Raw genomic sequence first — 26,296 nt, 5'->3', positions numbered from 1 at the left:
GTATCTTGAAAATCCCCATTTCGGTTTTAGTGGTTATCTATCAATCGAATGGGGAGGTCTTGCTAATAGAGCGGGCTGATAAAACGAACTTCTGGCAGTCTGTTACCGGCAGTTTGGACGCTATTGATGAAGACCTTGCCCTAGCTGCGGCGCGAGAAGTCCTAGAGGAAACGGGTATTGATGTTAAAAGCCTCCCAGTCAACTCCTTGCAAAATATGCGCCATCAAATTGAGTATGAGATTTATCCTCGGTGGCGCCATCGCTACGCTCCTGGAGTGACTAGAAATACTGAGCATTGGTTTTCATTAATGGTGCCAGGGAATGTCCAAATCACATTAGCCCCAAGAGAGCATGTGGCCTATCAATGGCTTCCCTTTGAAGAGGCAGCCAGTAAATGTTTTTCCCGTAGCAATGGCGAGGCAATTCTGCAGTTGCTCTCTGCATCTACATAAATAAGTGACTAAGATAGAGCGATGAGACATTCATCTGGGCATCACCATTCGGCAGGAGACTCCAAGCCTGCACAGGGAAGCGACTGGAAAGTCATTCGTGATTTACTTCCCTATCTACTGGAATACAAATTTAGAGTTGCGATTGCTCTGACATGCTTAGTTGCTGCTAAGGTCACCAACCTTGGCATCCCGATTTTGATGAAGCATTTGATTGACGCCCTCAATATCAAAGCAGATTCTCCACAAGCTTTACTAGTAGTGCCCACTGGATTGATATTGGCTTATGGCCTATTAAGAATCTCCGCCTCTTTATTTACAGAGCTTCGTGAATCTCTCTTTGCCCGTGTGACTCAAAATGCAGTTCGTAAAGTGGCCCTGCAAGTCTTTGAGCATTTGCACTCTTTGGCACTCAGTTTTCATTTGGCTCGCCAGACTGGAGGAGTAAGTCGGGATATTGAGCGTGGTACTCGCGGTATCCAGTCGCTGATCTCCTATTCGCTTTACAGTATTCTGCCAACCCTGATTGAGTTCTGTCTCGTACTGGGCTACTTTGCCTATGCATATGACATTTGGTTTGCGGCAATTACTTTAGTCGCCTTAGTTTTATATATTGGCTTCACGGTGGTTGTGACTGAGTGGCGTACCCATTTCCGTCGCACCATGAACGATATGGACTCAAAAGCGAATCAGAAAGCGATTGATTCCTTGTTGAATTTCGAGACAGTGAAGTATTTTGGCAATGAGGCGTTCGAAGCTAGTCGCTACGATCAAAATCTCGTGCGCTATCAGGCCGCCGCAGTCAAATCCCAAAAATCTTTGGCGCTGCTAAATTTTGGTCAGCAAACCATTATTGCAGTGGGATTAGTTATGATTTTGTGGCGTGCAACCTTGGGTGTCATTGATGGATCTATGACCCTAGGTGATTTAGTGCTGGTCAATACTTTGATGATTCAACTTTACATTCCGCTGAATTTCTTGGGTGTGATCTATCGGGAGATTAAACAAGCGCTCACCGATATGGATCGGATGTTCTCCCTCTTAAATACGGATAAAGAGATTGCTGATGCACCTAATGCTCAGCCTTTGCAGATTAGCAATCAAGGGCGTGGCCCCGATGTTCGTTTTGAGAATGTTTCTTTTCACTATGATGCCAAGCGAGAAATTCTGCATGATGTGAGTTTTAATATTCCAGCCGGAACGATTACTGCAGTAGTAGGGCAAAGTGGCGCAGGTAAGAGTACCTTGGCCCGGCTACTGTTCCGTTTTTATGATGTTCAATCAGGCAAGATCCTGATCGATGATCAGAATATTGTGGATGTAACTCAGGCCAGTCTGCGTAAGGCGATTGGCATTGTTCCGCAAGACACAGTTCTATTTAATGACACCATTGGTTACAACATCGCCTATGGAAATCCACATGCCTCGATCGGAGAAGTACATGAGGCAGCTAGAGCTGCGCAGATTGATGGCTTTATTAAGCGCCTGCCAGACGGCTATGACACGCAAGTAGGCGAGCGTGGTCTGAAGTTGTCCGGCGGCGAAAAGCAGCGCGTTGCCATTGCGCGAACATTGCTAAAGAAGCCTGCCATGCTGATTTTTGATGAGGCTACTTCAGCCTTGGACTCCAAGACAGAGCGTGCGTTTCAGGAGGAGTTGCTGGGCCTTGCCAAAAATCGCACTACCTTAATTATTGCGCATCGACTTTCAACTATTGTTCATGCTGATCAAATTTTGGTGATGGATCATGGTCAGATAGTAGAACGTGGAACACATAGCGAGCTTTTGTCCGCCAATGGTCGGTATGCTGAGATGTGGCAAATGCAAGAGCGCACCGCTCTTGATTAGAATATCCTGATGAGCCAGCAAGAAACTATTCTAAAAAATGCTTTTCTAGCCGCGTTAGCGGTAGCTGATCCACAGATTATTGTGCCGCAATATTTAGCGAAGATATTCCCTGTTCGGTGCGAGCCTATAGGAAGATGTGTTGTGGTGGGTGCTGGCAAAGCCAGCGCCTCCATGGCTAGCGCATTAGAGTCTTATGCAAAATCCCATTGGCCTCAAGTTGATATTGAGGGTGTGGTGTTGACTCGTTATGGCCACGGTTCGCCAACTACGCATATTCGAATTATTGAAGCGGGGCACCCCGTCCCAGACCAAGCGGGCATGGATGGCGCCAAAGAGATCCATCGCTTAGTAAGTGAACTACAGGCTGGCGATGTTTTGATAGCACTTGTCTCTGGGGGCGGGTCTAGCTTGCTAACATTACCGCAAGTAGGTATCAGTATTGAGGATATGCGACAGACTACGGAGGCTTTGTTGCGTTCGGGGGCGCCTATTGAGGAAATGAATGTAGTGCGCAAACACTTGTCTGCTGTCTTGGGGGGCAACTTAGCCAGAGTGGCTATTGCGAGAGGTACTCGAGTAGAGGCCTTATTAATTTCAGATGTGACTGGCGATTCTCCGGCAGATATTGCAAGTGGCCCATGCGCAGCAGACTATTCCACTTATCAGGATGCCTTGGATATTTTCGCTAAATATAGTTTAGGTGAGGGTCCGATCCCTGCATCTGTTTTGCTCCATTTGAATCGCGGCCTTGCCGGTGAAGTGCCGGAGACATTAAAAGCGGGCGATGTGCAAAATGCCCCAGTGAATAATCATGTGATTGCCACGGCTTATAAAAGTCTTGAGGCCGCAGCAGACTATATCCGCACTCAAGGATACGAGCCTGTGATATTGGGTGACACCATTACAGGTGAGGCGCAAGATGTGGGTGTTACTCAGGCAGCAATGGCACGTGAGCATTTGGCGAATCAGACTGACAAACGATTAGCCCTCATCTCTGGCGGAGAGTGTACGGTAACTATCCCCGCAGGCCTTCAAGGGCGCGGTGGACGTTGCAGCGAATATTTGCTCTCACTCTTTGCTGCTTCCGCAGATCTTCCAAAGATGGCGGCTTTGGCTGCCGATACTGACGGTATTGATGGTAGTGAACAGAATGCTGGTGCTTGGTTTACCCCCATAATCCGGCAGACTGCAGGGGAACAAGGTTTGCTTCCTACCCAATATTTAGAGCGACATGATTGCTATGGTTTTTTTGCCCAATTAGGTGCTTTAGTGGAAACTGGCCCTACACTTACTAATGTGAATGATTTCCGCATCATCTTGCTTAATTAATTCAGTCAATATCAATACATGCCTACTAGCCCAACTCAAATCCAATTGATCCAACCAGATGACTGGCATTTACACATTCGTGATGGTGAGGTCATGAGGGATGTGTTAGCGGATACTGCGCGTCAATTTGCTCGCGCCATCATCATGCCGAATTTGAGGCCGCCGGTGACCACGGTAGATTTGGCAAATGCCTATCGTGCTCGGATTGAAGTGAATCTCAAATCTTTAGGTATTGACGGCTTTACACCATTGATGACTTTGTACCTCACAGACAATACTTCCGCTGATGAAGTTCGGAAGGCGAGAGCGGGAGGTATTGCTGCATTTAAGCTTTACCCCGCTGGTGCCACAACTAATAGTGATGCTGGTGTCAGTGATATTAAACGTTGCTATGTTGCGCTTGAGGCAATGCAGGCCCTTGGAATGCCATTGCTAGTGCATGGCGAGGTCACTAGTCCTGAGATTGATATCTTTGATCGCGAAGCGGTATTTATTGATCAGGTTCTCCATCCTTTGCGTAAAGACTTCCCTGAACTTAAAATTGTTTTTGAACATATCACTACCAAGCAAGCTGCGCACTATGTTCGTGATGCACAAACCGGTGGAAAAAATAGTTTAGCCGCTACCATCACGCCACAACATTTGCTCATGAACCGTAATGCCATTTTTGCAGGCGGTATTCGTCCCCATAATTACTGCTTGCCAGTTCTGAAGCGTGAAGAGCACCGCGTAGCTCTGCTCGAAGCGGCCACTAGTGGCAGCCCAAGATTTTTCCTGGGCACTGATAGTGCGCCTCACTCTAAGGGCGCGAAAGAGGCTGCTTGTGGATGTGCGGGTTGCTACAGTGCATTTAATGCCTTAGGTTTGTATGCCGAAGCATTTGAGAGTGTTGGCAAGCTAGATAAGCTTGAGGGCTTTGCCAGCTTCTTTGGCCCCGATTTTTTATACTTTGCCACGCAATACTAAAACTATCTCCTTGCTGAAGCAGACGCAGAGTATTCCGTCTGAGCTACCCCTAGGGGAAGAAACTATCGTCCCACTGCGTGCTGGCGAAACCATTGCCTGGTCATTGGTTTAGACCCGCTCTATTCTCATTCCTGTTTTTTAGTTTTTTTAGGTTAAATTTCTGCGACTGCGTTAGACTGCAGTCGCAGAGTCAATTGGGCAATCGCCGCCTCTTTATTGAGGGGGAGGAAAGTCCGGACTCCATAGGATAGGGTGATGGTTAACGACCATCCACGGCGACGTGAGGAATAGGGCCACAGAGACGAGCGTATTTAGTTACGGTGAAACGCGGTAACCTCCACCCGGAGCAATCCCAAGTAAGCAGGCGATGAGGCGATCCGCTGAGTCTGCGGGTAGGGAGCTTGAGCCGTCAGGTAACTGCCGGCCTAGAGGAATGATTGCCCCTAGATGCAAATCTAGGCGACAGAATCCGGCTTATCGATTGACTCTGCACTTATTCAGAAACGATATCAATGCTGTAGGTGATTTCAGCAGTTTTGGCCAACATACTGGTCGCTGAGCAATATTTTTCGTGAGATAACTTGACGGCCCGTTCAACCTTAGCCCGTTCCAAGTCTTTGCCAGTCACCGTAAAGTGCAGATTAATTTTTGTGAAGACTTTTGGCTCTACTTCTGCCCGTTCAGCAGTCAGCTTAACGTCACAAGCACTAATTGCTTGTTTGGCACGCTGTAGGATTAAAACCACATCAAATGCTGAGCATCCCCCAGTTCCAGCCAAAATCAACTCCATAGGCCTTGGAGCACTATTTTGGCCGCCTGCTTCGGGTGGGCCATCCATGTTTACAAGGTGACCACTGCCTGTTTCTGCGGAAAAAGCCATCCCGCCATTACCCAACCAAGATACTCGACATTCCATATTAGTGACCCCTAACTTACTAAATTAATCAATATTATCAATAGTTTATCAAGATCCAAACAAATGCGTTTTAGCTAAAAAACATCAAAAAATTGATTTTGGTCAATTATCTTGCGTTGCACCATATATCTTGTGTAGAATAACCATATTGGTAGTTAGTCTTATATAAGACTACGACTTACCTCCCAGTGTCTCCTCCACTTAAAACATAGGTGGATTCCAACCCAGGACTAGTTCCTGGGTTTTTTTTGGGTTACAATTCAAGGCTTTACTGAATTACCGAACCAGTCAGCGGTAATTGTTGTACCAAGTGAATTACAGAATCTGCGAGCTTGCAAATATAAGCAGGGCCAAGGTGGACGTAGTTTGGTTGGAGTAATTTTTTTTTGACTATAACAATTTGAGAAATCATGAAAACTTTTTCTGCAAAATCCCATGAGGTAGTGCATGAATGGTTCGTGATTGACGCTACGGACAAAGTCCTCGGTCGTGTCGCCAGTGAAGTGGCACTCCGTCTACGCGGCAAGCATAAACCTGAATACACCCCACACGTTGATACAGGCGACTTTATTGTTGTCATCAACTCTTCTAAGCTGCGTGTTACAGGCACAAAAGGCTTGAACAAAATTTATTACCGTCACAGCGGATACCCAGGCGGTATTAGCTCGACTAACTTCGACAAAATGCAGGACCGTTTCCCAGGTCGCGCTTTGGAGAAGGCTGTGAAGGGTATGTTGCCAAAAGGCCCACTAGGCTATGCCATGATTAAGAAATTAAAAGTCTATGGCGACGCCAGTCATCCGCATGCGGCTCAACAGCCAAAAGCGTTAGAGATTTAAGGAAACCAAATGGCTATTAATTACGGAAATTGGAATTACGGTACTGGTCGTCGCAAGAGTTCTGTGGCACGTGTATTTATTAAATCTGGCAAGGGCGATATCATTGTTAACGGTAAGCCTATCGATGCGTATTTTGCTCGTGAAACATCGCGCATGATTGCTCGTCAGCCTTTGGTGCTCACAGCCCATTTAACGACCTTTGATATCAAAGTAAACGTTTCTGGTGGTGGTGAAACTGGCCAAGCTGGTGCAGTTCGTCACGGCGTTACTCGTGCATTGATGGATTACGACATCACTTTGAAGCCAGCCCTGTCTAAAGCAGGTTTGGTAACTCGCGATGCCCGTGAAGTTGAGCGTAAGAAGGTTGGTCTGCACGGTGCGCGTCGTCGTAAGCAGTTCAGCAAGCGCTAATTTCTTTCAGTCGCTTAGTATTATTGAAAGGGTCGCGCAAGCGGCCCTTTTTGTTTCCACAATTAAGCAAGCTGTAAGAATCAAGTATTAAGCTCTATAAGATAATTTCGATATAGCGCATTTTGGAGAGTGACATGATTAAAGTTGGCATCGTAGGCGGAACTGGGTACACCGGAGTGGAATTGTTGCGTCTCTTGGCGCAACACCCCGATGTAACGATCCAGGCCATTACTTCTCGCACCGAAGCTGGCATGCCAGTAGCTGAGATGTTCCCATCTCTACGTGGTCGCATTGATCTGAAATTCACGACACCGGCTGAGGCCAAGTTGAGCGAATGTGATGTCGTGTTCTTTGCAACGCCACATGGTGTTGCCATGGCGCAAGCAAAAGAACTATTAGCTGCCGGCGTGAAGATTTTGGATCTGGCCGCAGACTTTCGTTTGAAAGACGTTAAAGAGTTTGCCAAGTGGTACGGTATGGAGCATGGCTGCCCAGAAATTTTGGCTGAAGCTGTATATGGTTTGGCAGAAATAAATCGTGAGGCTATCAAAAAAGCACGTGTAGTTGGCTTGGCTGGTTGCTACCCAACATCGGTGCAATTAGGTTTGGCTCCCTTGCTTTCGCCAAAGTCGACTGGTGGTAAACAGTTGATCGACGGCACTCATATTATTTCCGACTCTAAGTCAGGCACTTCTGGTGCTGGACGTAAAGCTGAGATCGGCACCTTGCTGTCAGAATCCAGTGATAACTTCAAAGCCTATGCCGTAAAAGGCCATCGTCATCTTCCGGAAATCGTACAGGGCTTGAAAGCCATTGCTGGCCATGAGCATATTGGCCTGACATTTGTGCCGCATTTAACTCCAATGATTAGAGGTATTCATTCAACCTTGTATGTGCGTTTGACTGAAGCTGGCATGGATGTGGACTTTCAGAAGCTCTATGAAGACTTCTATCAAGGTGAGCCCTTTGTGGACGTCATGCCTGCTGGCAGTCATCCAGAAACGCGCTCCGTGCGGGGTAGTAATGGCTTGCGAATTGCCATCCATCGTCCAGGCGGTGGCGATACTTTAGTCATTTTGGTAGTCGAGGATAACCTGGTGAAAGGTGCTTCAGGCCAGGGCGTGCAGTGCATGAATCTAATGTTTGGCTTGCCTGAGACCACTGGATTGACGCAGATTGCTGTTTCCCCATAATAGGGGCAGCAGGGAAAGACCCTTCAGCAAGCTTGGCATTAAAAGTCTAAAATAAACCATTGCCTTTTTGATTTAGGAGTAAACCATGACTGAATTAGCGACACAAACTGCACAAGATTTAGCCGAGCCACCAACCCCATTGGTGTTCACGGATAGCGCTGCTGCAAAAGTGGCCGACTTGATTGCTGAAGAAGGTAACCCTGAATTGAAACTCCGCGTGTTCGTTCAAGGTGGTGGTTGCTCAGGTTTTCAGTATGGATTTACATTTGATGATGCAGTCAATGAAGATGACACGCTCTTTGAAAAGAATGGCGTGACTTTGTTGGTTGACTCAATGAGCTTTCAGTATTTAGTTGGCGCTGAGATTGATTACAAAGAAGATATCAATGGGTCACAGTTTGTGATTAAGAATCCAAATGCTCAAACTACTTGTGGTTGCGGATCTTCTTTCTCTGCTTAAGTAATTTAAAAACTACGCAGGATAGCAAGCGCCTAGAATTCTAGGTCCCCTCGCTCCCGTAACGGCTGGCAAATTTGCTGGCCGTTTTTCTTTATGCGCCCATGCAAGCCAAGCAAATGCGAGGCCCTCTACTAACTGCGGGTCTACTCCCAGCGCATCGCTTGTCACGATCTCCAGAGGTTTTTTAAAGATCGCTTGTGAGCTTGCTTTATATACATTCATGAGTGCCGTATTGCGCGCGCCACCACCACACACAATGAGTGTTTGGGTATGTGGAGCATGGCACTCTAATGCTTGTAGCGATGAGTTCACCGTCAGATGCAAGAGTGTTGCTTGAACATCCTCGGCATTGATGTTGTCTAGACCAATCTGTTTTTGTAACCATTCCAGATGAAAGTCATCGCGCCCTGTACTCTTTGGTGGCGCCTTAGAAAAGAATCGATCAGCCAACATTCTGGTGAGGAGTGATTGATTGACTGCGCCTTGTAATGCCCAGGTACCATTTTCGTCAAAGGTATGCCCTTGCTGATCGGCAATCCAAGCATCCATCAGCATATTTCCGGGGCCGCAATCAAATCCTTTTACTTCCCCATTTTTTGGGAGGAGTGTGAGATTAGCAATGCCACCTAAATTGAGGACGGCGATATTTTCGTCGGCAGAAAATTGCTGCGCATGAAAAGCTGGCACCAATGGTGCACCGTGACCACCTGCTGCCAGGTCGCGACTTCTAAAATCAGCAATGACATCAATCCCAGTGAGCTCTGCTAATAGGGCTGGATTGAGGGTTTGGTGGGTATAGGCAAGATGATCAGAAAGATCGGCTTGATGACGAATGGTTTGACCGTGGGCACCAATTGCACTGATATCAGTGGCATTCAGATTCTTCTGTGTGAGCAAGTCCTGAACGGCCTGGGCGTACTCTATAGCCAGGGCATTTCCCGCCTGCTTTTCCCGATGGAGCTCATTTGGCCCTGGAGATTGCAGGCCTAGCAGGGCTTTGCGTAATTCAGGCGTGAAGGGGCTGCTTACAGCCCCCAATAGGCTTACCGCTCCGTCAGAATCAATCCTCGCTAGCACGGCATCGATCCCATCTAGGCTAGTGCCAGACATCAGGCCAATATAGAGGGAATGAGGCTTATTCATACGGTATCGGGACTTTGTTCTCAGGAATGCGACAATTATGCTTTAGCAATCTAATACTAATTTAACTGAATCAGCTTACCAAATCAGCATGCCTGCTAAACCCGAACAAAAATATCCACTGACTCCTGAAGTTTTTGCAGCCCTTGAAGTAACTAAAAGGGGATGTGATGAGCTATTAGTTGAAGCAGATTGGATTGCGAAGCTAGCCAAAAGTCAGGCTACTGGCACTCCCTTGCGGATTAAGTTGGGTTTAGATCCTACTGCGCCGGATATTCATTTGGGGCATACGGTTGTTTTAAACAAATTACGTCAGCTGCAAGATTTGGGTCATACAGTTATTTTCTTGATCGGTGACTTCACCAGCATGATTGGCGATCCCTCTGGACGCAATATTACGCGCCCACCGTTAACCGCAGAAGAAATTGCGGTCAATGCGCAGACCTACTATCGTCAAGCTAGCATGGTGCTTGATCCTGCCAAAACTGAAGTCCGCTACAACAGTGAGTGGTGCGATCCACTCGGTGCACGCGGCATGATTCAGCTGGCAGCACGATATACCGTTGCCCAAATGTTAGAGCGTGATGACTTTACTAAGCGCTACCGTAGTGGTGTGCCAATTTCTGTACATGAGTTTTTGTATCCATTGATGCAGGGTTATGACTCTGTTGCCTTAAAGAGTGACTTAGAACTCGGCGGCACTGATCAGAAATTCAACTTGCTAGTTGGTCGTGAACTCCAACGTGAGTATGGTCAAGAGCCGCAATGTATTTTGACAATGCCACTCCTCGTTGGTTTGGATGGCGTGGACAAGATGAGCAAGTCCAAAGGCAACTACATTGGCATCAGTGAGCCTGCTAGCGAAATGTTTGGCAAACTCATGAGCATCTCTGATGACTTGATGTGGGATTACTTCACATTGCTATCATTCCGCCCCATGGCGGAGATTGATTTAATGAAGCAAGAGGTTGCCGCTGGCCGTAACCCACGCGATTGCAAAGTGCTACTCGGTCAAGAAATCGTAGCGCGCTTCCATTCGCAAGATGCAGCAGAAAAAGCCCTAGAAGACTTTAACCACCGTGCTAAAGGCGGTGTGCCCGATGAGATTCCAGAAGTAACCCTGACTGGCGCTCCTATGGGGATTGCCAATCTTCTCAAGGCCGCAGGTCTTGCACCATCAACATCAGAAGCCATGCGCAACATTGAGCAAAATGGTGTGAAGATTGATGGCGTAACGATTGCTGATAAACAAGCGAAGATCGAACTCGGCACTTATGTAGTGCAGGTAGGTAAGCGTAAGTTTGCTAAGGTAACGCTGACTTAAGTCTTAGGGCTCTATCACAGAGTTGTTTGGTGGCGTGAGGCCAAAATGCTCGTAAGCCTGTCGGGTTGCTATTCTTCCACGAGAGGTTCTTTGTAAGTAACCCTGCTGAATTAAGTAAGGCTCTAAGACATCCTCAATGGTGTCTCGTTCCTCACCAATAGCTGCTGCCAAGTTATCAATACCGACTGGGCCGCCATCAAACTTATGCAAGATGGCCTCAAGTAATTTTCTGTCCATCACATCAAAACCACTTGGGTCGACATCGAGCATCTTAAGTGCTGCATCAGCCATGGCTTTAGTGATGATGCCGGTGCCTTTGACTTCAGCATAGTCGCGCACACGACGCAGTAGGCGATTGGCAATACGCGGAGTGCCACGGGCGCGCTTAGCGATCTCAATAGATCCCTCTGGATCAATGCTTGCCTTTAATAGGCTGGCTGAACGTGTGATGATTTTGGTGAGTTCTTCCGTGGTGTAGAACTCCAGTCTTGCCACAATACCAAAACGATCTCGTAAGGGATTAGTGAGCATACCGGCGCGGGTAGTTGCGCCAATCAAAGTAAATGGCTTGAGATCAATCTTGACGCTACGCGCGGCTGGACCTTCACCAATCATGATATCTAGACTGTAGTCCTCAAGTGCTGGATAGAGGATTTCCTCTACAACTGGAGAGAGGCGATGAATCTCATCGATAAAGAGAACATCGTTGGTTTCTAAATTAGTCAGTAGTGCAGCAAGATCACCGGGCCTATCTAGAACAGGGCCACTGGTTTGACGCAAGTTAACACCAAGCTCTCTAGCGATGATGTGTGCCAAGGTAGTTTTGCCAAGTCCAGGAGGGCCAAAGAGTAGGACATGATCAAGCGCCTCTTGTCTTGCTCTAGTTGCACTAATGAAGATCTCTAATTGGGCGCGGGCTTTAGTCTGGCCAACATACTCATCAAGCTGTTTTGGGCGCAATGCTCTTTCAAAGACAGCCTCAGAATTGCCGGCTGCACCGCTCACGATGCGGTCATTACCTTCTGGTAAATCTTCGGGAATAGCGCTGAGGTCTTCGGTATGTATTGCCATGCTACAAGTGTAGTGGTTTTAAGATTTCGAGAGGTATTTCAAACCCATTCGAATGCCATCAGAAACCGTACTATCCAGAGGAATTTGTTTGAGGGCTAAATGAGCCTCTTTTTCTGAATAGCCTAGGGCTAAGAGCGCTTGCAATATTTCACTACTAGCTTCAATGGCTTGAGGCTTACCGCCAGTGATACCTAAATCTGGGGCTAACTTCCCTTTGAGTTCTAAACAAAGACGCTCAGCGGTCTTTTTGCCAATACCGGGGACTTGAGTCAGACGCCCAGCTTCTTGCATGGCAATCGCTTGTGCCAATTCATTGACGCTCATGCCAGAGAGAACTGCTAAGGCAGTTCTGGAACCAACACCGCTGATCTTAATCAACTGTCTAAATGCTTCACGCTCAGTCTCGGTGGCAAAGCCAAAGAGTTGTTGTGCATCTTCACGGACCTGGAAGTGTGTAAGAAGGGTAATCTTTTGATTGATTTCAGGTAATTGATACAAAGTACTCATCGGTACATCGATCTCATATCCAACACCTTGGCAATCAACCAAGAGTCGGGGCGGATGAACTGAAACGAGAATGCCTTGAATGCGACCAATCATGTGAGGATCTTAACCTGTTTGTATTGTTGTTGCTTACTGTTTTAAGGTTTTACTTACTGCGTTTCTTGACTGCAAGAGCAGCTGTAATTGCTTTAGGTATCTGGGCATGATGCGCAGCGCAAATGGCTACCCCTAAAGCATCTGCCGCATCTGTTCCGGGTGCGCGGCTTAGGCGTAACAAGCGCTTAACCATTTCTTGAACCTGGGGCTTAGTAGCTCGACCAGTCCCAACAATGGATTGCTTTACTCTCAGTGCACTGTATTCAGCTACGGGAAGTTTTTCAGAGACTAGGGCAGCAATTACTGCGCCTCGGGCTTGACCTAGCATCAGGGTTGAGCGGGGATTGACGTTCAGGAATACCTCTTCAATAGCGGCTTGCTCTGGATGGTAAGTCTCTAAAACTTCTTTGATGCCCGCATATAAGATTCCCAATCTCTCAGGAAGTCCTTGGGCTGGATCACCACTTTCAATCGTCCCAGAGGCTACGTAAGTCAGTTTTTGACCATCAACATCGACGATGCCAAAACCGGTTGTTCGTAGACCTGGGTCAATTCCTATCCAGCGCATGGGTACTTATTTGTTTTCGTCTCTTTAAGTGGCTTAGTGACGGAAGTGGCGGATGCCAGTAAAGATCATGGCAATGCCATGCTCATTAGCTGCTGCAATGATTTCATCATCACGCATGCTGCCACCGGGCTGAATAGCACAGCTTGCGCCACCGTTCACCACAACATCTAAACCATCGCGGAATGGGAAGAAGGCATCACTCGCAACTGCTGATCCCTTAAGACTTAAGCCTGCATTTTCAGCCTTGATACTGGCCATACGTGCAGAGTCGACACGACTCATTTGGCCTGCACCGATTCCGAGGGTCATACCGTTAGCGCAGTACACAATCGCATTGGATTTGACAAACTTAGCAACGCGCCAAGCAAACATCATGTCGTGCATTTCGCTTGGGGTTGGCAGGCGTTTGCTGACAACGCGCATTTCGCCTTCAAGAACGTTCTTTGAATCAGGAGACTGAACCAAGAGACCGCCACCAACGCGCTTGAAATCAAAGCTATTAAATGTAGTACCTAGCGGAATCTCTAAGAGACGAACATTTTGTTTCGTAGCAAAAATTGCTTTGGCTTCATCACTAAAGCTTGGGGCAATCAATACTTCTACAAACTGTTTAGAGATTGCTTCAGCCGCTGCGCCATCACATGGCACATTAAAGGCAATGATTCCACCGAACGCCGAACTTGGGTCAGTTTTAAAGGACTTTTGGTATGCCTCAAGTGCATTGGCACCTACGGCAACACCGCAAGGGTTGGCATGTTTGATGATGACACAGGCTGCGGCACCGCCAGCATTGCCAGTAAAGCTCTTAACGCACTCCCAAGCAGAGTCAGCGTCAGCAATATTGTTATAAGACAGCTCTTTGCCTTGCAGTTGCTTATAGTTAGCAAGTGCACCATCGACTGGAGAGATATCTTTGTAAAAAGCTGCAGATTGATGTGGGTTTTCCCCGTAACGCATCTCTTGTACTTTTTCGAATGCGAGGTGCAAAGTCTCTGGATAAGCGGAGCGCGTTTTGTGATCTAAGTCATCGCCCAACGCAGATAAATAATTAGCAATGGCACCATCGTATTGAGCGGTGTGTGCAAATACTTTTTTAGCCAGACCCAAATTGGTCTTATAAGAAACAACATTCTTGTTGGCTTTCATTTCCTCTAGTACTGGAGCGTAATCTTCTGGCGAGATCAACACAGTGACATCTTGATGATTTTTGGCGGCAGCACGTAACATCGCTGGACCACCAATATCGATATTCTCAACCGCATCTTCAAATGAGCAATCAGTTTTAGCAACCGTTTCATTAAATGGATACAAATTAATCACGAGCATGTCGATCGTATCAATACCATGTTCTTTTAAAGCGGCCATATGCTCAGGAAAATCTCTGCGAGCCAATAGACCACCATGAACCATGGGGTGCAATGTCTTCACTCGACCATCAAGCATCTCTGGAAACTTGGTTAGCGAGGATACCTCCACTACAGGCAGGTTATTTTCAGCCAAAAGCTTGGCAGTGCCACCAGTAGAGATCAGCTTGATGCCTTGCTCATGGAGGGCTTTAGCAAAAGGCACAATGCCATTTTTATCGGAAACGGAGAGTAGGGCTGTACGGATCATATTTTTCTGGAGGTGTAATTAATCAAGAATTCGCGATTCAGGTGGAACTGATTTCAAAAGTTGGTGTTCGACCAACTTCTTGTGAAGGGTGTTGCGATTAATGCCAAGGTACTGTGCAGCCAATGATTGATTCTGATTGGCATGCTGCATTACTAATTCCAGCATAGGCTTTTCAACAACTGCTAGAACCATTTGGTACAAGTCAGATGGGGGTGTTCCTTTGAGATCGTCCAGGTACTGCTGTAGCTGGGTCTCAATACATTCGGTGATGGGGTGTTTATTGGCCATAGGTAAATTAAATAATTTAAAACTAAATTTAGGCTGCTTCTAAAAATAACAAACGATCTGAGTGAGATTTCATTTCATCAAAAAAATCATTCACCATTTGCAGTTGTGTTTTGCAATCGTCAGCAGTATTCATTCTTTGGCGGAATGCATGGGAGTCACGCAAGCCCTTGCAATACCAGCCGATATGCTTACGTGCTGTACGTAAGCCAATGAATTCGCCATAGAATTCGTAGTGATCAATCAGGTGGGCATTCATGATGTCCTGAATCTCATTAATTTGAGGTGTCGGTAATTTACCGCCCGTTTCCAAAAAATGGTTAATCTCTCGAAAAATCCAAGGACGTCCTTGAGCTGCGCGACCAATCATGATGGCATCAGCACCGGTCTCCTTTAAAACAAAAGCTGCTTTTTCTGGGGTGTTGATATCGCCATTTGCGACCACTGGAATGGCAACATTATTTTTTACGGCGGTAATGGTTTCGTACTCAGCCTCACCGTGATACAGGTCTGCTCTAGTGCGACCGTGAACTGTCAGCATAGAGATGCCGGATCTTTCCGCAAGACGCGCGATATCAATAGCATTCTTATGTTCACGATCCCAGCCAGTACGAATTTTCAACGTTACTGGCACGGCATCGGGCCCTACACCTACAGCCTGAACTACCGCTTCTAAAATTTGCTGCACCAAGGGCTCATCTCTTAAGAGTGCTGAGCCGGCTGCAACATTGCACACCTTTTTAGCGGGGCAACCCATATTGATATCGATGATCTGAGCGCCATGATCGACATTAAGTTTGGCTGCTGCGGCCATCATCTGTGGATCAGCGCCAGCGATTTGGACTGCGATGGGCTTGAATTCACCCTGGTGATTAGTGCGACGCTGGGTTTTTTCACTCTTCCATAGCAAGGCATTTGAAGCAACCATTTCAGAAACGGCATAACCAGCCCCCAGCTTTTTACAAAGCTGTCGAAATGGGCGATCTGTTACCCCAGCCATAGGGGCAACAAATAATCTATTTGCGAGAAGGTGTGGGCCAATCTTCATTTGCATTGGGTGGGATCTGGATTGTTTCTAGTGCTTAGGAAAGGATGTCACTTTAGCACAATTGGGCTTAAATCTGCCTAAAAAATAGGCACATTCCGTGATTTAGGTCAAACTGGGAGGGCTTGAATTTTGGAGGCTATTTCAGCCTTCTAGCGCCTACCAAACATCATCTGGCGGGCTAAGGCTGTCTTGACTGGAGGGAGCCATTGGAGGGCTGATAAAGCCAATCCTCGACCAATCACAATCGGCAGTAGATTTGATGTGAAGATTCTAGCCATGAAGTCAGTGAGACCGATGGTGGCAGCGCGATCGGCCTTACGGCTAAGCGCGTAATCCTGCAAAGTTTCTTTGATCGCTGTGGGATTTTTTTGATCTTCAGGCCTGGAAAAAAGTGCGCTGAGTTTTTCAGAGAGAAGATAGGCGTCTCTCAATCCCAAATTAAGACCCTGTCCTGCAACAGGATGCAAAGTTTGGGCAGCATTGCCAATCCAGACTTCATTAGCCTGGGTAATTTCTTTGCGGTAATTGAGGCCTAACTCATAAAGACGGCGATCTTGGATCTTTAGAAATTGTCCAATGCGCGAACCAAACTCTGCTTGTAAGCTTTTTAAGAAATCCGCATCACTTAGCTCTAGGCGAGCTTGTGAAGATGCTGGCGATCCGCACCAAACCAGATTCAGAATATGGGAGCCATAGTGACTTGGCAAAATAGCCAACGGGCCTTGGGAGGTAAAGCGTTCCCAAGCTTGATGAGGCGCTGCATTCTCGACCTCAACCAAGCCTACCAATGCAGATTGCTCGTAGTCTCTACCGGACTCTACCCAATCCTGATTTTTAAATAATCCACCCTCGGCATGCACGATGCATTTGGATTGAATTTTTTCAATATTGGCCTGGGCATCAATATGGCGCCAGACAAAGTTGGGGCTTTTAACTTGAATCGTTCTTAAGGCTTTGCGCAGAGTCAGATGAATGTCGCGATAGCGAATGATATGACCGAGTGCATCTTGCTTCAACTCTTCACGAGTCATGAGTGTGCGACCAAAATGACCTGCTTGAGAAACATGCACCCGATGAATATCGGCGCATTCACTTGGCCAGGCATTGATGGTGTCGAGTAATAGTTTGCTGCCGTGAGATAGGGCAATGCCTCTGCTATCTGCAGTTGCCAAGTCTGCATCATCCACAGGGTTGCGATCGAGTAATGCAATCTTTGCCTCTGGGAATTTTTGCAAGCACCACGCAGCGCAAGCGAGGCCTACTGGCCCACCACCTTGAATCACAATATCGAAGTTCTCTGCTTGCATGCTGGGTAATTTTTTACTCGGTAGGGTACTAATTATTTTTCATCAGTGCTTCGATTTCATCGGCTTTCACTGGTACGCCGCGAGAAATCAATTCACAACCCAAATCATTGACAACTGCATCATCTTCAATGCGAATGCCAATATTCCAAAAGCGTTCATCCACATCATCCGCTGGTCGAATATATAGGCCCGGTTCAATAGTGAGGGCCATACCCGGTTGAAGTACGCGCCATGGCTTTTCTGAGGAATCTGTTGCTGTGCTCAGTGGTTCGCGATACGAGCCGACATCATGCACATCCATGCCCAACCAATGTGACGTACGGTGCATATAGAAACGGCGATAAGCGCCAGTCTCAATAGCATTTTCCAGAGATCCTAATTCAGATAGCTTGAGAAGTTTTTCATCAAGTAAGCCTTGAGTAAGCACTCTTAATGCAGCTTCGTGAGGCTGAATAAAAGTATTGCCTGGCTTCGTTGCCGCAATTGCCGCTTCTTGCGAAGCTAGCGTGATGTCATACAGGGCACGTTGTGGACCAGAAAATTTGCCATTGACTGGGAAGGTGCGAGTGATATCCGAGGCATAGCCATCTAATTCACAGCCAGCATCAATGAGACAGAGCTCGCCACTGCGGAGTTCGGCATTGCTGGCGCGGTAATGAAGAATGCAAGAGCTGGCACCACCAGCAACAATACTGTTATAGGCAACGCTTTGTGCACCGCTATAGCGGAACTCATGCAGTAATTCTGCCTCGAGGTGGTATTCGCGTAGTCCGGGTTTGCAAGTCTGCATGGCGCGGATATGGGCGCGTGCAGAAATGGCTGCAGCACGACGCATGATGTCAATTTCATGCGCATCTTTAAACAGACGCATCTCATGAATCAAACTCTCAACATCATGAAACTCGGAGGGTGGATTGATGCCAGCACGAGCTTGGCCTCGGACTTGTTTCATCCAATGCCGTAAACGACGGTCTGTTTCTGCGCTTTCGGAAAGGCGTACATAGACTGCATCTTGATCGGCCAACAAATCACTCAGCTTGCTATCTAGTTCATGGTTGCCATGGGCGTATTCCAAGCCTAATGCCTCAGGTGCGGCTTCTGGCCCTAAGCGAATGCCATCCCAAATTTCACGCTCCGCATCTTTTGGTCTGCAAAACAGATGGGACTCTAATTGAGGCTGAGAGCTCGACCCTGCAACCTTCAGAACCAGCGTTGCGCCCGGCTCTTCAAAACCAGTGAGATAGAAAAAATCACTGTCATGACGATATGGAAACTCACTATCTCGATTGCGAGCAGTCTCAGGCGCTGTAGTGATGATGGCCACACCACCACCAGTTTTGGTGCGGATCAGTTTTGCCAGTTCGACTCGACGTTGTTGGTAAATAAGGGATTTATTCATTCGCTGCATTGAGCTCTTGTAATCGTTGGGGTGTACCTACATCGTGCCATGGTCCAGTATATTTTTCACCAGACACTCTATTTTTAAGTATTACCTCTCTTAGAAGAGGGGCTAGCTGGGCAGGAGCGCCCATTACTAGGTCTTTAAATAGGTCCCGGTGATAAAGGCCAATACCAGAAAAGGTCAACTTTTCAGCCCCATCTCTTGGGTGGTCGAACACTTGGGAGGCTTTGAGATAAAAGTCTCCGTTAGGGTGTTGGACTGGATTGGGCACCATAACAAGGTGGGCCAGAGGGGGATTTAGTTCTTTGCGAAGCTTATCTAGCTGTGCAATGAGTAGTTCGATTGGAAAATTAGGGCAAAAGACATCGCCATTGATTACCAGGAAATAGTCATTTGGGTCTAGGAGGGGCAATGCCTTGCGAATGCCTCCCGCTGTTTCTAGGGCGCTAGCTTCTGGGGAGTATGTGATCTTGAGGTCAAATTGACTGCCATTACCCAAGGCATCTTCAATCTTTTTACCTAGCCAAGCATGGTTAATTACAACCTTTTGAATGCCTGCTGCACTTAATGCTTCCAAGTGCCATGCTAGTAAGGATTTGTTCTTGATTGTGAGTAGTGGCTTAGGTAGCTCATCCGTTAAAGGACGCATGCGCTCGCCTCGACCTGCGGCAAGTAATAAACAGGGAATGAGATTGCGCTGATTCATTATGAATGGATGCTTATTCCTTAGTTGGCCGTGTCGATTCCAGAATACGCGCCAAAGGCTTTAATTCAATATAACGGTTGGCAGTGGCAATCGCATACTCGAGAACCAATGGAATATCTTTGAGGTAGCCGTCTTTTCCATCACGATGAAAGAGTCTTGCAAAAATACCCAAGACTTTGAGGTGACGTTGCAAACCCATCCACTCAAAGTCGCGATAAAACTGTCCAAAATCATTTGGCATTGGTAGGCTAGCTTGACGACCTTCTTCCCAAAACTTAATGACCCAATCAATCACACGTTCTTCTGGCCATGCAATATAGGCATCGCGCCAGAGAGAGGCGGCATCGTAAGTAATCGGCCCATAAACCGCGTCTTGAAAATCAATCACACCTGGATTATTTTCTTTGGTCACCATAAGATTGCGTGAATGGTAATCGCGATGCACGTAGACTTTTTCTTGAGCTAAATTATTTTGAATAATCAACTCAAACGCCTGCTTAATTTGAGAATTCTGAAGATCTGTTAATTCTGTGTGCAGATGCTTCTTCAAGTACCACTCTGGAAAAAGATCTAGCTCACGCTGCAAGAGCGCTTCATCGTAGTTTGGTAATACATCTGGTTTGCTTGCTAATTGCATTTGCACTAAAGCGTGGGTTGCATCTTGATAGAGTGAGTCCGCCGTCTCATCGTTCAACTCCGCGAGGTAGGTTTTATTTCCCAGATCATTGAGCAAAAGAAATCCCTCGGCAACATTTTTTTCTAGAATTTGAGGAACATTTAAACCAGCATTTTCGAGTAATAAATCGACCTTGATGAAGGCATCCAAGGGCTCATGTTGGGGTGGAGCGTCCATCACGATCAAAGTCGAAAAATCCGGGTTTTTGGACTCAATCCGGAAATACCGCCGAAAGCTGGCATCTGCCGAGGCTGGTGCCAAAGTGGGGAGATCTAATTGCCAGCTAGGTTCAAGGCCTTTTAGCCAGTTGCGGAGGGTGTCTAAGCGAGAGTCAGTCATGGTCGATTCGTATAATAAGGCGGGTCTGGATCTATGAGTCATTATCGCCGTCGCGCCGGCCTTTGCGCCCCTCTTTTTTTAGCTGTCACCCTGCGAGTATTGACGGGGGTTGCATTGTCACAATTTGCTCTTCCCAGTATTGCCCAAGCACCCGCACCTTCGCCCCCTTCAGCACAGTCTTTGGGTAGCTCTGCCAACTCCGTTTTGATCCCTGATCGTGGGGATGTCACCGTCCTAAAGCTAGATGATCAATTGCGAGTTGGAAAGCCTATTGAGGACGGTAAAGCGCTAACCTTCACATCGAGTGATTCGATTGATGGAATTGTTGATCGGGAAATGCGTTTAAAAGGACACGCACAAATTCGTCGTAACGGTGCTGTCATCAAGGCAGATGAAATTCAATACGATCCCGATTCAGATGTAGCGAGTTTAACTGGCAATACTGAGTTCTCAAAAGGGAATGCATCCTTCAAGGGGCCGAAAGCCCGCTTTAGAGTCGATGCACGTGAAGGGGAAATGGAGGCCCCGAATTACGAGCTACGTGATAACCGCGCCAGTGGCAATGCAAAAAAATTAACGATCGAAACCTCTGATGTATTTGTGTTTGATAAAGCAACCTACACCACTTGTACCCCAGAAAATCTGGATTGGTATTTCACGGCTAGTACGCTTGAGATAGATAACGAACAAAAAGAAATGGTGGGTACGCACGGTGTAATGCGATTCCTTGATGTGCCTATTGCTTATGTTCCTTATTTCACAGCCCCAACTGCCAATCAACGCCGCTCTGGAATATTGTCGCCAGTAGCTGGTTATAACTCCAATAACGGCATTGATATTACGCAGCCGTATTACGTGAACATCGCACCAAACCGTGATTTGTTATTGATACCACGAGTCATGGGTCAGCGTGGGGTTCAGTTGGGAGCTAAATACCAATTTTTAGATAAACAGTATTCAGGCAATTTGGGTGGAGACTATCTTCCTTATGACCGCAAGACTGGAACTGATCGCTGGCGCTATGACTGGCAGCAGAGACAAAACTTTAGTGGTGACTTATTGGGGATGGGTGGAATCCCAATTGCTGGTGCATGGACGGGTTATGCCAATATGGCTCGGGTTTCAGATAACTTGTACCCAACTGACTTTTCGCAAAGTATTGCGGGGGCTGTAACTAGTCAGTTTCGTCAAGAAGTGGGCACCACTAAGAATTTGACGGGAAGCTTAAGCAATTGGACTGTGGGGGCGAGGGCAATGACTTTTCAAACCTTACAGCCAGACCCAACAGTGACAGTGCAGTCCCCCTATAATATTTTGCCGAACATCACAGCTGCCTATAACAATCGTTTAACGCCAGCAGTTGCCGATACCAGTGGGAAATACATTACCTTGCCATCAGGTCCTGCAACGACCTTTTCAACCGATTTCACGCGCTTTGCCTATAACATTGGTGGCAACTTGGCGCTAACTGCTCCGGGTGCGTTCAGTCAAGCAGATCGAACAGTGATTAAGGGCGCCATGGCTCTTCCTCAGATTACGCCTGGTTATTACATCACCCCTAAAGTGAGCTTTCAGTCAAACACTTATAACGCAACACCATACAACCCAGTGGGCGCACCAGCTACGCAGGGATTCACTATCCCCACATTTAGTTTGGATTCAGGGCTCGCGTTTGAAAGAGATGCTGCTGAGTTAAAAGGCTTCTTTGGTCGCGATATGTTGCTCACGATGGAGCCAAGAGCTTTTTATGTTTACACGCCATTTCAAAGCCAAGCTCAAACCCCTTTGTTTGATACGGCAGACGCTGGTTTTGGTGTAACTCAAATTTTTAGCGAAAACACATTCATCGGCAATGACCGTATTGCTGATAACAATAAACTGACTGGCGGCTTAACTAGCCGCATGATTGAGGCCAATACCGGTGCAGAACGGGCTAATGTAACTCTTGCTCAGCGACAGGGCTTTACGGGTCAGAAAGTGGGCCTAAACGGCACCATTGCAAACCCTTCTACTTATTCGGATACATTGGGTTCGGCCTCAATTCGCCTGCTTGGCAACTTCAGCACGGATATGTTCGGTCAGTACAACACTCAATTAAATCGCCTGGTTCAAACAACGATAGGTGGAAGTTGGCGCCCTACGCCGGGCAGAAGTTTAAACTTTGGCTATCGCAATGTTTGGACCCCGCCAACACAAGCATCCATTCAGAATAACCAGCTTTTTTTTGTACCTGCAGCTACCACTACTGATCAATATAATATTTCAGGCCAATGGCCGCTCACTCGCGAGGTCTCTGTCTTGGGCCGCTGGGGTTATGACGCTTTAACGACCAAAACGCTCAATACACTTGTAGCTCTAGAGTGGATGCGAGACTGCTGGACTTTGCGTGGAGCTTACTCACAGATGCTGAATACTTCACAAATAACCACGACTCAAGTACTCTTTCAGGTCGAATTTAGGGGTTTTGGTAGCGCTGGAAGCAATCCAGTTGATATCATGAAGTTTAATGTTCCCGGATATATGCCTACTTCTAAGCCTATACCCCCTTCAATATATGAGAACTATCAATGATGCGTAGGAATCGATTTAAACAAGCTCTTGCAGCCACGATATTGGCTAGCGCTGCCTTGCTGTCTCAATTTGCTTTTGCGCAAGATAGCTCCAAGACTTCGTCAGATAGCAAAATTCGCAATATTGATGGTGTCGCGGCAGTTGTGAATACTGGCTATGTAACGCGCAAAGAGATTGATGATCGCATCGTGGCACTTCAAAAGCAGGGAACTAAACTTCCTGATGCTGCCACCTTGCGCAAGACGGTACTTGAGCGCCTCATCCTTGAAAAGATTCAAATCCAAAATGCCGAACAAGAAGGCGTCACGGTAAGCAATAAGGAGCTCGACAAAATCATTAGTGATATTGCTGCTAAAAATAAATTAACCATTGCTGAATTGAAGGTCAAGATAGAGGCTACTGGTAGTTCTTATGAGCGCTATCGAGCAATGCTGCGAGATGATGTGATTATTAGTCGCTATCGCGAACGCGAAGTTGAAGGCAAGATCAAAATTTCGGATGCAGAAGTTGATAACTTCATCTTAGACCGAAATCGTTCGGTAGCTGGTGTGGGAAAAGCAACGCGTTCAACCCCAGCTGCAAAGGGTGAGCCAGAAGAAATTGATGTTGCACAGATTTTCATTCCTGCAGATGCTAGTGCAGGAGTTGGCGCTCAAGCTGAGGCAAAGAAAAAAGCAGAATCACTTTTACGTGATGCCCGTGGCGATGTAGATTTCTTACAACTTGGTGCTATGGCTGCAAAAGATAATCCGAAGATTAAGTTTCAGGAGTTGGGTTATCGCACTCCAGATCGCTTGCCGCAATTATTCTATGAGGCTGTTAGAAACACCGGTAGCGGTCAAGTTGCCAATGCAGTAGTCAAAAGTCCTGCTGGGTATCACGTGCTGAAGGTATTGGATCGTCGTGCACTGGTAGCGGGCGCTCCTGAGGTTCAACAAGCTGCGCCGCAAGAGAGCACTCCATCAACCCCCCAAAACATTATGGTGACACAGACTTTGTCTCGCCATATTTTGCTGCGTAGTCGTGCTGGACTGACCGATCAAGATGCTGAAAGACGCCTTGCAGGCTACCGTGATCAGGTGCGTGCAAAGACTGCTGATTTTGGTGAATTGGCTAAAAAGTACTCAGAAGATGGATCTGCCGCAAATGGTGGAAATCTTGGTTGGATGGGGCCCGGTGATTTAGTCCCAGAATTTGATCAAGCCATGAATCGCTTGCAAATTGGTGAAGTAAGCAATCCAGTGAAGACTGAGTTCGGTTGGCATTTAATTCAAGTACTCGAGCGTCGTGAAGCGCAGTTAACTCTAGAGAAGCAGCGTCAATTTGCTCGCGCAGCAATCCGTGAGCGTAAGTTTGAACAGGCTTATCAAGATTGGTTGCGTGAATTACGCGATACCGCTACGGTGAAGATCATTAACGCAGATGATCCAGCAGCCAGTCCTCGTTAATCTCGCCATTAGCTCTGGCGAGCCTGCAGGGGTTGGTCCAGAGGTTTCTTTCGCAGCTGCGCTAGCCTTCTTGCAAGAGCAGCCTGCGGCGACTATTACCCTTCTGGGTGATGCAAGTCTATTCCCAATATCTAGCATACCTAAGGGGCTATCGGCTCGTTTGAGGGTGGAACCAATTCCCCTTTCTGCGCCGGTGATTTCAGGACAATTGAATCCTACTAACGCGCAGTATGTCCTCGATATTCTGGATAAAGCTACCAAGGGATGTCTTAATGGCCGCTTTGACGCCATGGTGACGGCACCAATACAAAAGAGCGTGATTAATGATGGGGTCACTTCAAATGATGCGCTGTTTACTGGACATACTGAATATCTGGCCAAGCTCTGCAATCAAGATCATGTTGTCATGATGTTATGTGCGACTTTGCCAGCAGGCTTCTTAGGCCTCCAGAGAAGCCATGCTCTTCGAGTGGCTCTAGTAACGACGCATCTACCATTGAGGGATGTTGCTTCTGCATTGAACTATGAGCATATTCTGGAAACTATCCGCATTGTTGACGCGGACTTGCGTGCAAAATTTGGTATCGCTAGGCCCGTCATTCGTGTAGCGGGCTTAAATCCTCATGCAGGTGAATCGGGCTACCTAGGGCGCGAAGAAATTGATGTGATTACTCCGGCTATTGAAGCAGCTAAAGAACTGGGCACTGAGGTGAGTGGACCTTATCCGGGTGATACCATGTTTGATGCTGGCTGCTTAGAGAGTGTGGATGCATTTATTGCGATGTATCACGATCAAGGCTTGGCGCCATTTAAGTTTGTCAGTTTTGGTGGTGGCGTGAATGTTACCTTAGGCTTGCCAATTATTCGTACCTCAGTAGATCATGGCACCGCACTAGATATCGCTGGCAAAGGGATTGCAGATTCCGGCAGTATGTTTGAAGCCTTAAGCTTAGCCTATCAATTAGCGGTAAATTCTCAGAATGCAAATATATGATGCATCGTGCTCGTAAACGATTTGGCCAAAACTTTTTGCAGGACTCGGGGGTTATCTACTCCATAGTTGCCGCAATTAATCCTAGTGAAAATATGCACGTGATTGAAATCGGTCCCGGTCTTGGTGCGCTAACTAGACCTCTGTTGAGTAATCTCGACCGCTTAGATCTTCTCGAGATTGATCGAGATTTGGTTGCCTATTGGAATCAAGAAAATCTGAAGGGACTTAATGTCATTGAGGGAGATGCGCTTAAGTTCGATTTTCTAGAGTGGGCAAAAGTACGACCAGCCAATAGTGGTTTATGCAAGGTGGTTGGTAACTTGCCTTACAACATATCCTCGCCGTTACTCTTTCATCTAGTTTCTGCCGCTCATATGATTGATGAGCAAGTATTTATGTTGCAGGCTGAAGTAGTAGAGCGGATGGTTTCTAAGGCTGGTGGCTCAGAATTCAGCAGGCTATCTGTGATGCTGCAAGCGCGTTATGACATGGAGCTTGTGCTTGAGGTTCCTCCTGAAGCATTTGATCCGCAGCCTAAAGTGAATTCAGCAGTAGTTCGCATGATTCCTCGACAAGATTTCAATTTAAGTAATGCCCAGTGGCATGCCTTGGAAAAAGTAGTGGCAGCAGCTTTTTCTCAAAGAAGAAAAATGTTACGCACTAACTTATCAGCCTTCGCTGATCGGCTGGCTTTATCTGACTCTGAATTAAAAGCACGTGCTCAAGATATTTCAGTAGAGCGCTATATTGAATGGGCTAAGATCTTAGCCACTTAAATTCACAAATGGATAT

General features: G+C 47.0%; 24 protein-coding genes, 1 other RNA gene and 1 pseudogene. 14 read left to right on the top strand and 12 right to left on the bottom strand.

Annotation, left to right across the window (positions count from 1 at the left end; translation table 11 throughout):
* The first annotated feature begins 5 nt into the window (after nt 1–5).
* From nudB to rnpB, 5 genes and pseudogenes are all read left to right on the top strand, one after another.
* Nucleotides 6–452 (top strand): dihydroneopterin triphosphate diphosphatase, encoded by a 447-nt coding sequence (gene nudB, locus CBI30_RS00880; RefSeq protein WP_088526463.1) that lies wholly within the window; start codon nt 6–8, stop codon nt 450–452.
* Nucleotides 453–473: 21 nt separating this feature from the next.
* Nucleotides 474–2,297, top strand: coding sequence for an ABCB family ABC transporter ATP-binding protein/permease (locus tag CBI30_RS00875; protein WP_088526462.1), 1,824 nt, complete (start codon nt 474–476; stop codon nt 2,295–2,297).
* A gap of 9 nt (nt 2,298–2,306) precedes the next feature.
* Nucleotides 2,307–3,626 (top strand): glycerate kinase type-2 family protein, encoded by a 1,320-nt coding sequence (locus CBI30_RS00870; RefSeq protein WP_088526461.1) that lies wholly within the window; start codon nt 2,307–2,309, stop codon nt 3,624–3,626.
* A gap of 18 nt (nt 3,627–3,644) precedes the next feature.
* Nucleotides 3,645–4,704: pseudogene (pyrC, locus tag CBI30_RS00865) on the top strand (dihydroorotase).
* A gap of 74 nt (nt 4,705–4,778) precedes the next feature.
* Nucleotides 4,779–5,085, top strand: an RNA gene (gene rnpB / locus CBI30_RS00860) — RNase P RNA component class A.
* On the opposite strand, the gene CBI30_RS00855 is transcribed toward rnpB, so the two are convergent.
* Complete coding sequence (locus CBI30_RS00855) at nt 5,086–5,508, bottom strand: OsmC family protein (protein ID WP_088526460.1); 423 nt, start codon at nt 5,506–5,508, stop codon at nt 5,086–5,088.
* A 410-nt stretch (nt 5,509–5,918) separates the two neighbouring features.
* Here CBI30_RS00855 and rplM point away from each other — a divergent pair, with 410 nt between their 5' ends.
* The 4 genes from rplM to erpA all read left to right on the top strand — a co-directional run bounded on the left by rplM (nt 5,919) and on the right by erpA (nt 8,411).
* Nucleotides 5,919–6,347, top strand: coding sequence for a 50S ribosomal protein L13 (gene rplM, locus CBI30_RS00850; protein WP_015422034.1), 429 nt, complete (start codon nt 5,919–5,921; stop codon nt 6,345–6,347).
* A gap of 9 nt (nt 6,348–6,356) precedes the next feature.
* Nucleotides 6,357–6,758 (top strand): 30S ribosomal protein S9, encoded by a 402-nt coding sequence (gene rpsI, locus CBI30_RS00845; RefSeq protein WP_088526459.1) that lies wholly within the window; start codon nt 6,357–6,359, stop codon nt 6,756–6,758.
* A gap of 134 nt (nt 6,759–6,892) precedes the next feature.
* Nucleotides 6,893–7,951 carry an N-acetyl-gamma-glutamyl-phosphate reductase gene (argC, locus tag CBI30_RS00840; protein WP_088526458.1) on the top strand — a complete coding sequence of 353 codons (1,059 nt, stop codon included), beginning with the start codon at nt 6,893–6,895 and terminating at the stop codon, nt 7,949–7,951.
* Between the two features lie 85 nt (nt 7,952–8,036).
* A complete protein-coding gene (gene erpA, locus CBI30_RS00835) occupies nt 8,037–8,411 on the top strand; it encodes an iron-sulfur cluster insertion protein ErpA (protein WP_088526457.1) in 375 nt (124 codons plus the stop codon).
* A gap of 12 nt (nt 8,412–8,423) precedes the next feature.
* Here the strand turns inward: erpA and CBI30_RS00830 are convergent, their stop codons facing one another.
* Nucleotides 8,424–9,554 carry an anhydro-N-acetylmuramic acid kinase gene (locus CBI30_RS00830; protein ID WP_088526456.1) on the bottom strand — a complete coding sequence of 377 codons (1,131 nt, stop codon included), beginning with the start codon at nt 9,552–9,554 and terminating at the stop codon, nt 8,424–8,426.
* 88 nt (nt 9,555–9,642) lie between these two features.
* Between CBI30_RS00830 and tyrS the strand changes: the two genes are divergently transcribed.
* Complete coding sequence (gene tyrS, locus CBI30_RS00825; RefSeq protein WP_088526455.1) at nt 9,643–10,875, top strand: tyrosine--tRNA ligase; 1,233 nt, start codon at nt 9,643–9,645, stop codon at nt 10,873–10,875.
* Between the two features lie 3 nt (nt 10,876–10,878).
* Here tyrS and ruvB read toward each other — a convergent pair whose 3' ends face one another.
* The 10 genes from ruvB to CBI30_RS00775 form a co-directional block, all read right to left on the bottom strand.
* The gene (gene ruvB, locus CBI30_RS00820; RefSeq protein WP_088526454.1) at nt 10,879–11,946 is read right to left on the bottom strand and encodes a Holliday junction branch migration DNA helicase RuvB; all 1,068 of its coding nucleotides are present in this window, start codon (nt 11,944–11,946) and stop codon (nt 10,879–10,881) included.
* Between the two features lie 18 nt (nt 11,947–11,964).
* Entirely contained in the window at nt 11,965–12,546 is a 582-nt protein-coding gene (ruvA, locus tag CBI30_RS00815) for a Holliday junction branch migration protein RuvA (RefSeq protein WP_088526453.1), read from the bottom strand.
* 49 nt (nt 12,547–12,595) lie between these two features.
* The gene (gene ruvC, locus CBI30_RS00810) at nt 12,596–13,114 is read right to left on the bottom strand and encodes a crossover junction endodeoxyribonuclease RuvC (RefSeq protein ID WP_088526452.1); all 519 of its coding nucleotides are present in this window, start codon (nt 13,112–13,114) and stop codon (nt 12,596–12,598) included.
* Between the two features lie 33 nt (nt 13,115–13,147).
* Nucleotides 13,148–14,728 (bottom strand): bifunctional phosphoribosylaminoimidazolecarboxamide formyltransferase/IMP cyclohydrolase, encoded by a 1,581-nt coding sequence (gene purH / locus CBI30_RS00805; RefSeq protein ID WP_088526451.1) that lies wholly within the window; start codon nt 14,726–14,728, stop codon nt 13,148–13,150.
* Between the two features lie 18 nt (nt 14,729–14,746).
* Nucleotides 14,747–15,016, bottom strand: a complete 270-nt coding sequence (locus tag CBI30_RS00800) for a helix-turn-helix domain-containing protein (RefSeq protein WP_088526450.1) — start codon at nt 15,014–15,016, stop codon at nt 14,747–14,749.
* A gap of 28 nt (nt 15,017–15,044) precedes the next feature.
* Nucleotides 15,045–16,061: a tRNA dihydrouridine synthase DusB gene (gene dusB / locus CBI30_RS00795; protein ID WP_088526753.1), complete on the bottom strand. Its 1,017-nt coding sequence runs from the start codon at nt 16,059–16,061 to the stop codon at nt 15,045–15,047.
* Nucleotides 16,062–16,210: 149 nt separating this feature from the next.
* Nucleotides 16,211–17,368 (bottom strand): FAD-dependent monooxygenase, encoded by a 1,158-nt coding sequence (locus CBI30_RS00790; RefSeq protein WP_088526449.1) that lies wholly within the window; start codon nt 17,366–17,368, stop codon nt 16,211–16,213.
* Between the two features lie 28 nt (nt 17,369–17,396).
* Nucleotides 17,397–18,767 carry an aminopeptidase P N-terminal domain-containing protein gene (locus CBI30_RS00785; RefSeq protein WP_088526448.1) on the bottom strand — a complete coding sequence of 457 codons (1,371 nt, stop codon included), beginning with the start codon at nt 18,765–18,767 and terminating at the stop codon, nt 17,397–17,399.
* Nucleotides 18,760–19,476, bottom strand: a complete 717-nt coding sequence (gene murU / locus CBI30_RS00780; protein WP_088526447.1) for an N-acetylmuramate alpha-1-phosphate uridylyltransferase MurU — start codon at nt 19,474–19,476, stop codon at nt 18,760–18,762. Before murU ends, CBI30_RS00785 begins: the two co-directional genes overlap by 8 nt.
* Nucleotides 19,477–19,489: 13 nt before the next feature.
* The gene (locus CBI30_RS00775) at nt 19,490–20,491 is read right to left on the bottom strand and encodes an aminoglycoside phosphotransferase family protein (protein ID WP_088526752.1); all 1,002 of its coding nucleotides are present in this window, start codon (nt 20,489–20,491) and stop codon (nt 19,490–19,492) included.
* A 33-nt stretch (nt 20,492–20,524) separates the two neighbouring features.
* On the opposite strand from CBI30_RS00775, the gene CBI30_RS00770 reads away from it, so the two are divergent.
* Genes CBI30_RS00770 through rsmA form a run of 4 tightly spaced genes read left to right on the top strand, consistent with a single transcriptional unit; the run spans nt 20,525 to nt 26,280 of the window.
* Nucleotides 20,525–23,062 (top strand): LPS-assembly protein LptD, encoded by a 2,538-nt coding sequence (locus CBI30_RS00770; protein WP_088526446.1) that lies wholly within the window; start codon nt 20,525–20,527, stop codon nt 23,060–23,062.
* On the top strand, nt 23,059–24,510 hold the full coding sequence (locus CBI30_RS00765) for a peptidylprolyl isomerase (protein WP_088526445.1): 1,452 nt from the start codon (nt 23,059–23,061) through the stop codon (nt 24,508–24,510). The genes CBI30_RS00770 and CBI30_RS00765 overlap by 4 nt, the downstream gene beginning before the upstream one ends.
* The gene (pdxA, locus tag CBI30_RS00760) at nt 24,485–25,504 is read left to right on the top strand and encodes a 4-hydroxythreonine-4-phosphate dehydrogenase PdxA (RefSeq protein WP_088526444.1); all 1,020 of its coding nucleotides are present in this window, start codon (nt 24,485–24,487) and stop codon (nt 25,502–25,504) included. Before CBI30_RS00765 ends, pdxA begins: the two co-directional genes overlap by 26 nt.
* Nucleotides 25,504–26,280 carry a 16S rRNA (adenine(1518)-N(6)/adenine(1519)-N(6))-dimethyltransferase RsmA gene (rsmA, locus tag CBI30_RS00755; protein WP_088526751.1) on the top strand — a complete coding sequence of 259 codons (777 nt, stop codon included), beginning with the start codon at nt 25,504–25,506 and terminating at the stop codon, nt 26,278–26,280. Before pdxA ends, rsmA begins: the two co-directional genes overlap by 1 nt.
* The last annotated feature ends 16 nt before the right edge of the window (nt 26,281–26,296 follow it).

Origin of the sequence: Polynucleobacter aenigmaticus, from assembly GCF_002206635.1 — a bacterium.
GTDB lineage: Bacteria > Pseudomonadota > Gammaproteobacteria > Burkholderiales > Burkholderiaceae > Polynucleobacter > Polynucleobacter aenigmaticus.
This window is presented reverse-complemented; position numbering and strand designations above follow the sequence as displayed.

Excerpts from the sequence above, each read along its gene's own strand:
- CBI30_RS00875 (WP_088526462.1), top strand. The coding sequence starts at position 474 with ATGAGACATTCATCTGGGCATCACCATTCGGCAGGAGACTCCAAGCCT.
- CBI30_RS00870 (WP_088526461.1), top strand. The coding sequence starts at position 2,307 with ATGAGCCAGCAAGAAACTATTCTAAAAAATGCTTTTCTAGCCGCGTTA.
- CBI30_RS00855 (WP_088526460.1), bottom strand. The coding sequence starts at position 5,508 with ATGGAATGTCGAGTATCTTGGTTGGGTAATGGCGGGATGGCTTTTTCC.
- rplM (WP_015422034.1), top strand. The coding sequence starts at position 5,919 with ATGAAAACTTTTTCTGCAAAATCCCATGAGGTAGTGCATGAATGGTTC.
- rpsI (WP_088526459.1), top strand. The coding sequence starts at position 6,357 with ATGGCTATTAATTACGGAAATTGGAATTACGGTACTGGTCGTCGCAAG.
- argC (WP_088526458.1), top strand. The coding sequence starts at position 6,893 with ATGATTAAAGTTGGCATCGTAGGCGGAACTGGGTACACCGGAGTGGAA.
- erpA (WP_088526457.1), top strand. The coding sequence starts at position 8,037 with ATGACTGAATTAGCGACACAAACTGCACAAGATTTAGCCGAGCCACCA.
- CBI30_RS00830 (WP_088526456.1), bottom strand. The coding sequence starts at position 9,554 with ATGAATAAGCCTCATTCCCTCTATATTGGCCTGATGTCTGGCACTAGC.
- tyrS (WP_088526455.1), top strand. The coding sequence starts at position 9,643 with ATGCCTGCTAAACCCGAACAAAAATATCCACTGACTCCTGAAGTTTTT.
- ruvB (WP_088526454.1), bottom strand. The coding sequence starts at position 11,946 with ATGGCAATACATACCGAAGACCTCAGCGCTATTCCCGAAGATTTACCA.
- ruvA (WP_088526453.1), bottom strand. The coding sequence starts at position 12,546 with ATGATTGGTCGCATTCAAGGCATTCTCGTTTCAGTTCATCCGCCCCGA.
- ruvC (WP_088526452.1), bottom strand. The coding sequence starts at position 13,114 with ATGCGCTGGATAGGAATTGACCCAGGTCTACGAACAACCGGTTTTGGC.
- purH (WP_088526451.1), bottom strand. The coding sequence starts at position 14,728 with ATGATCCGTACAGCCCTACTCTCCGTTTCCGATAAAAATGGCATTGTG.
- CBI30_RS00800 (WP_088526450.1), bottom strand. The coding sequence starts at position 15,016 with ATGGCCAATAAACACCCCATCACCGAATGTATTGAGACCCAGCTACAG.
- dusB (WP_088526753.1), bottom strand. The coding sequence starts at position 16,061 with ATGAAGATTGGCCCACACCTTCTCGCAAATAGATTATTTGTTGCCCCT.
- CBI30_RS00790 (WP_088526449.1), bottom strand. The coding sequence starts at position 17,368 with ATGCAAGCAGAGAACTTCGATATTGTGATTCAAGGTGGTGGGCCAGTA.
- CBI30_RS00785 (WP_088526448.1), bottom strand. The coding sequence starts at position 18,767 with ATGAATAAATCCCTTATTTACCAACAACGTCGAGTCGAACTGGCAAAA.
- murU (WP_088526447.1), bottom strand. The coding sequence starts at position 19,476 with ATGAATCAGCGCAATCTCATTCCCTGTTTATTACTTGCCGCAGGTCGA.
- CBI30_RS00775 (WP_088526752.1), bottom strand. The coding sequence starts at position 20,491 with ATGACTGACTCTCGCTTAGACACCCTCCGCAACTGGCTAAAAGGCCTT.
- CBI30_RS00770 (WP_088526446.1), top strand. The coding sequence starts at position 20,525 with ATGAGTCATTATCGCCGTCGCGCCGGCCTTTGCGCCCCTCTTTTTTTA.
- CBI30_RS00765 (WP_088526445.1), top strand. The coding sequence starts at position 23,059 with ATGATGCGTAGGAATCGATTTAAACAAGCTCTTGCAGCCACGATATTG.
- pdxA (WP_088526444.1), top strand. The coding sequence starts at position 24,485 with ATGATCCAGCAGCCAGTCCTCGTTAATCTCGCCATTAGCTCTGGCGAG.
- rsmA (WP_088526751.1), top strand. The coding sequence starts at position 25,504 with ATGCATCGTGCTCGTAAACGATTTGGCCAAAACTTTTTGCAGGACTCG.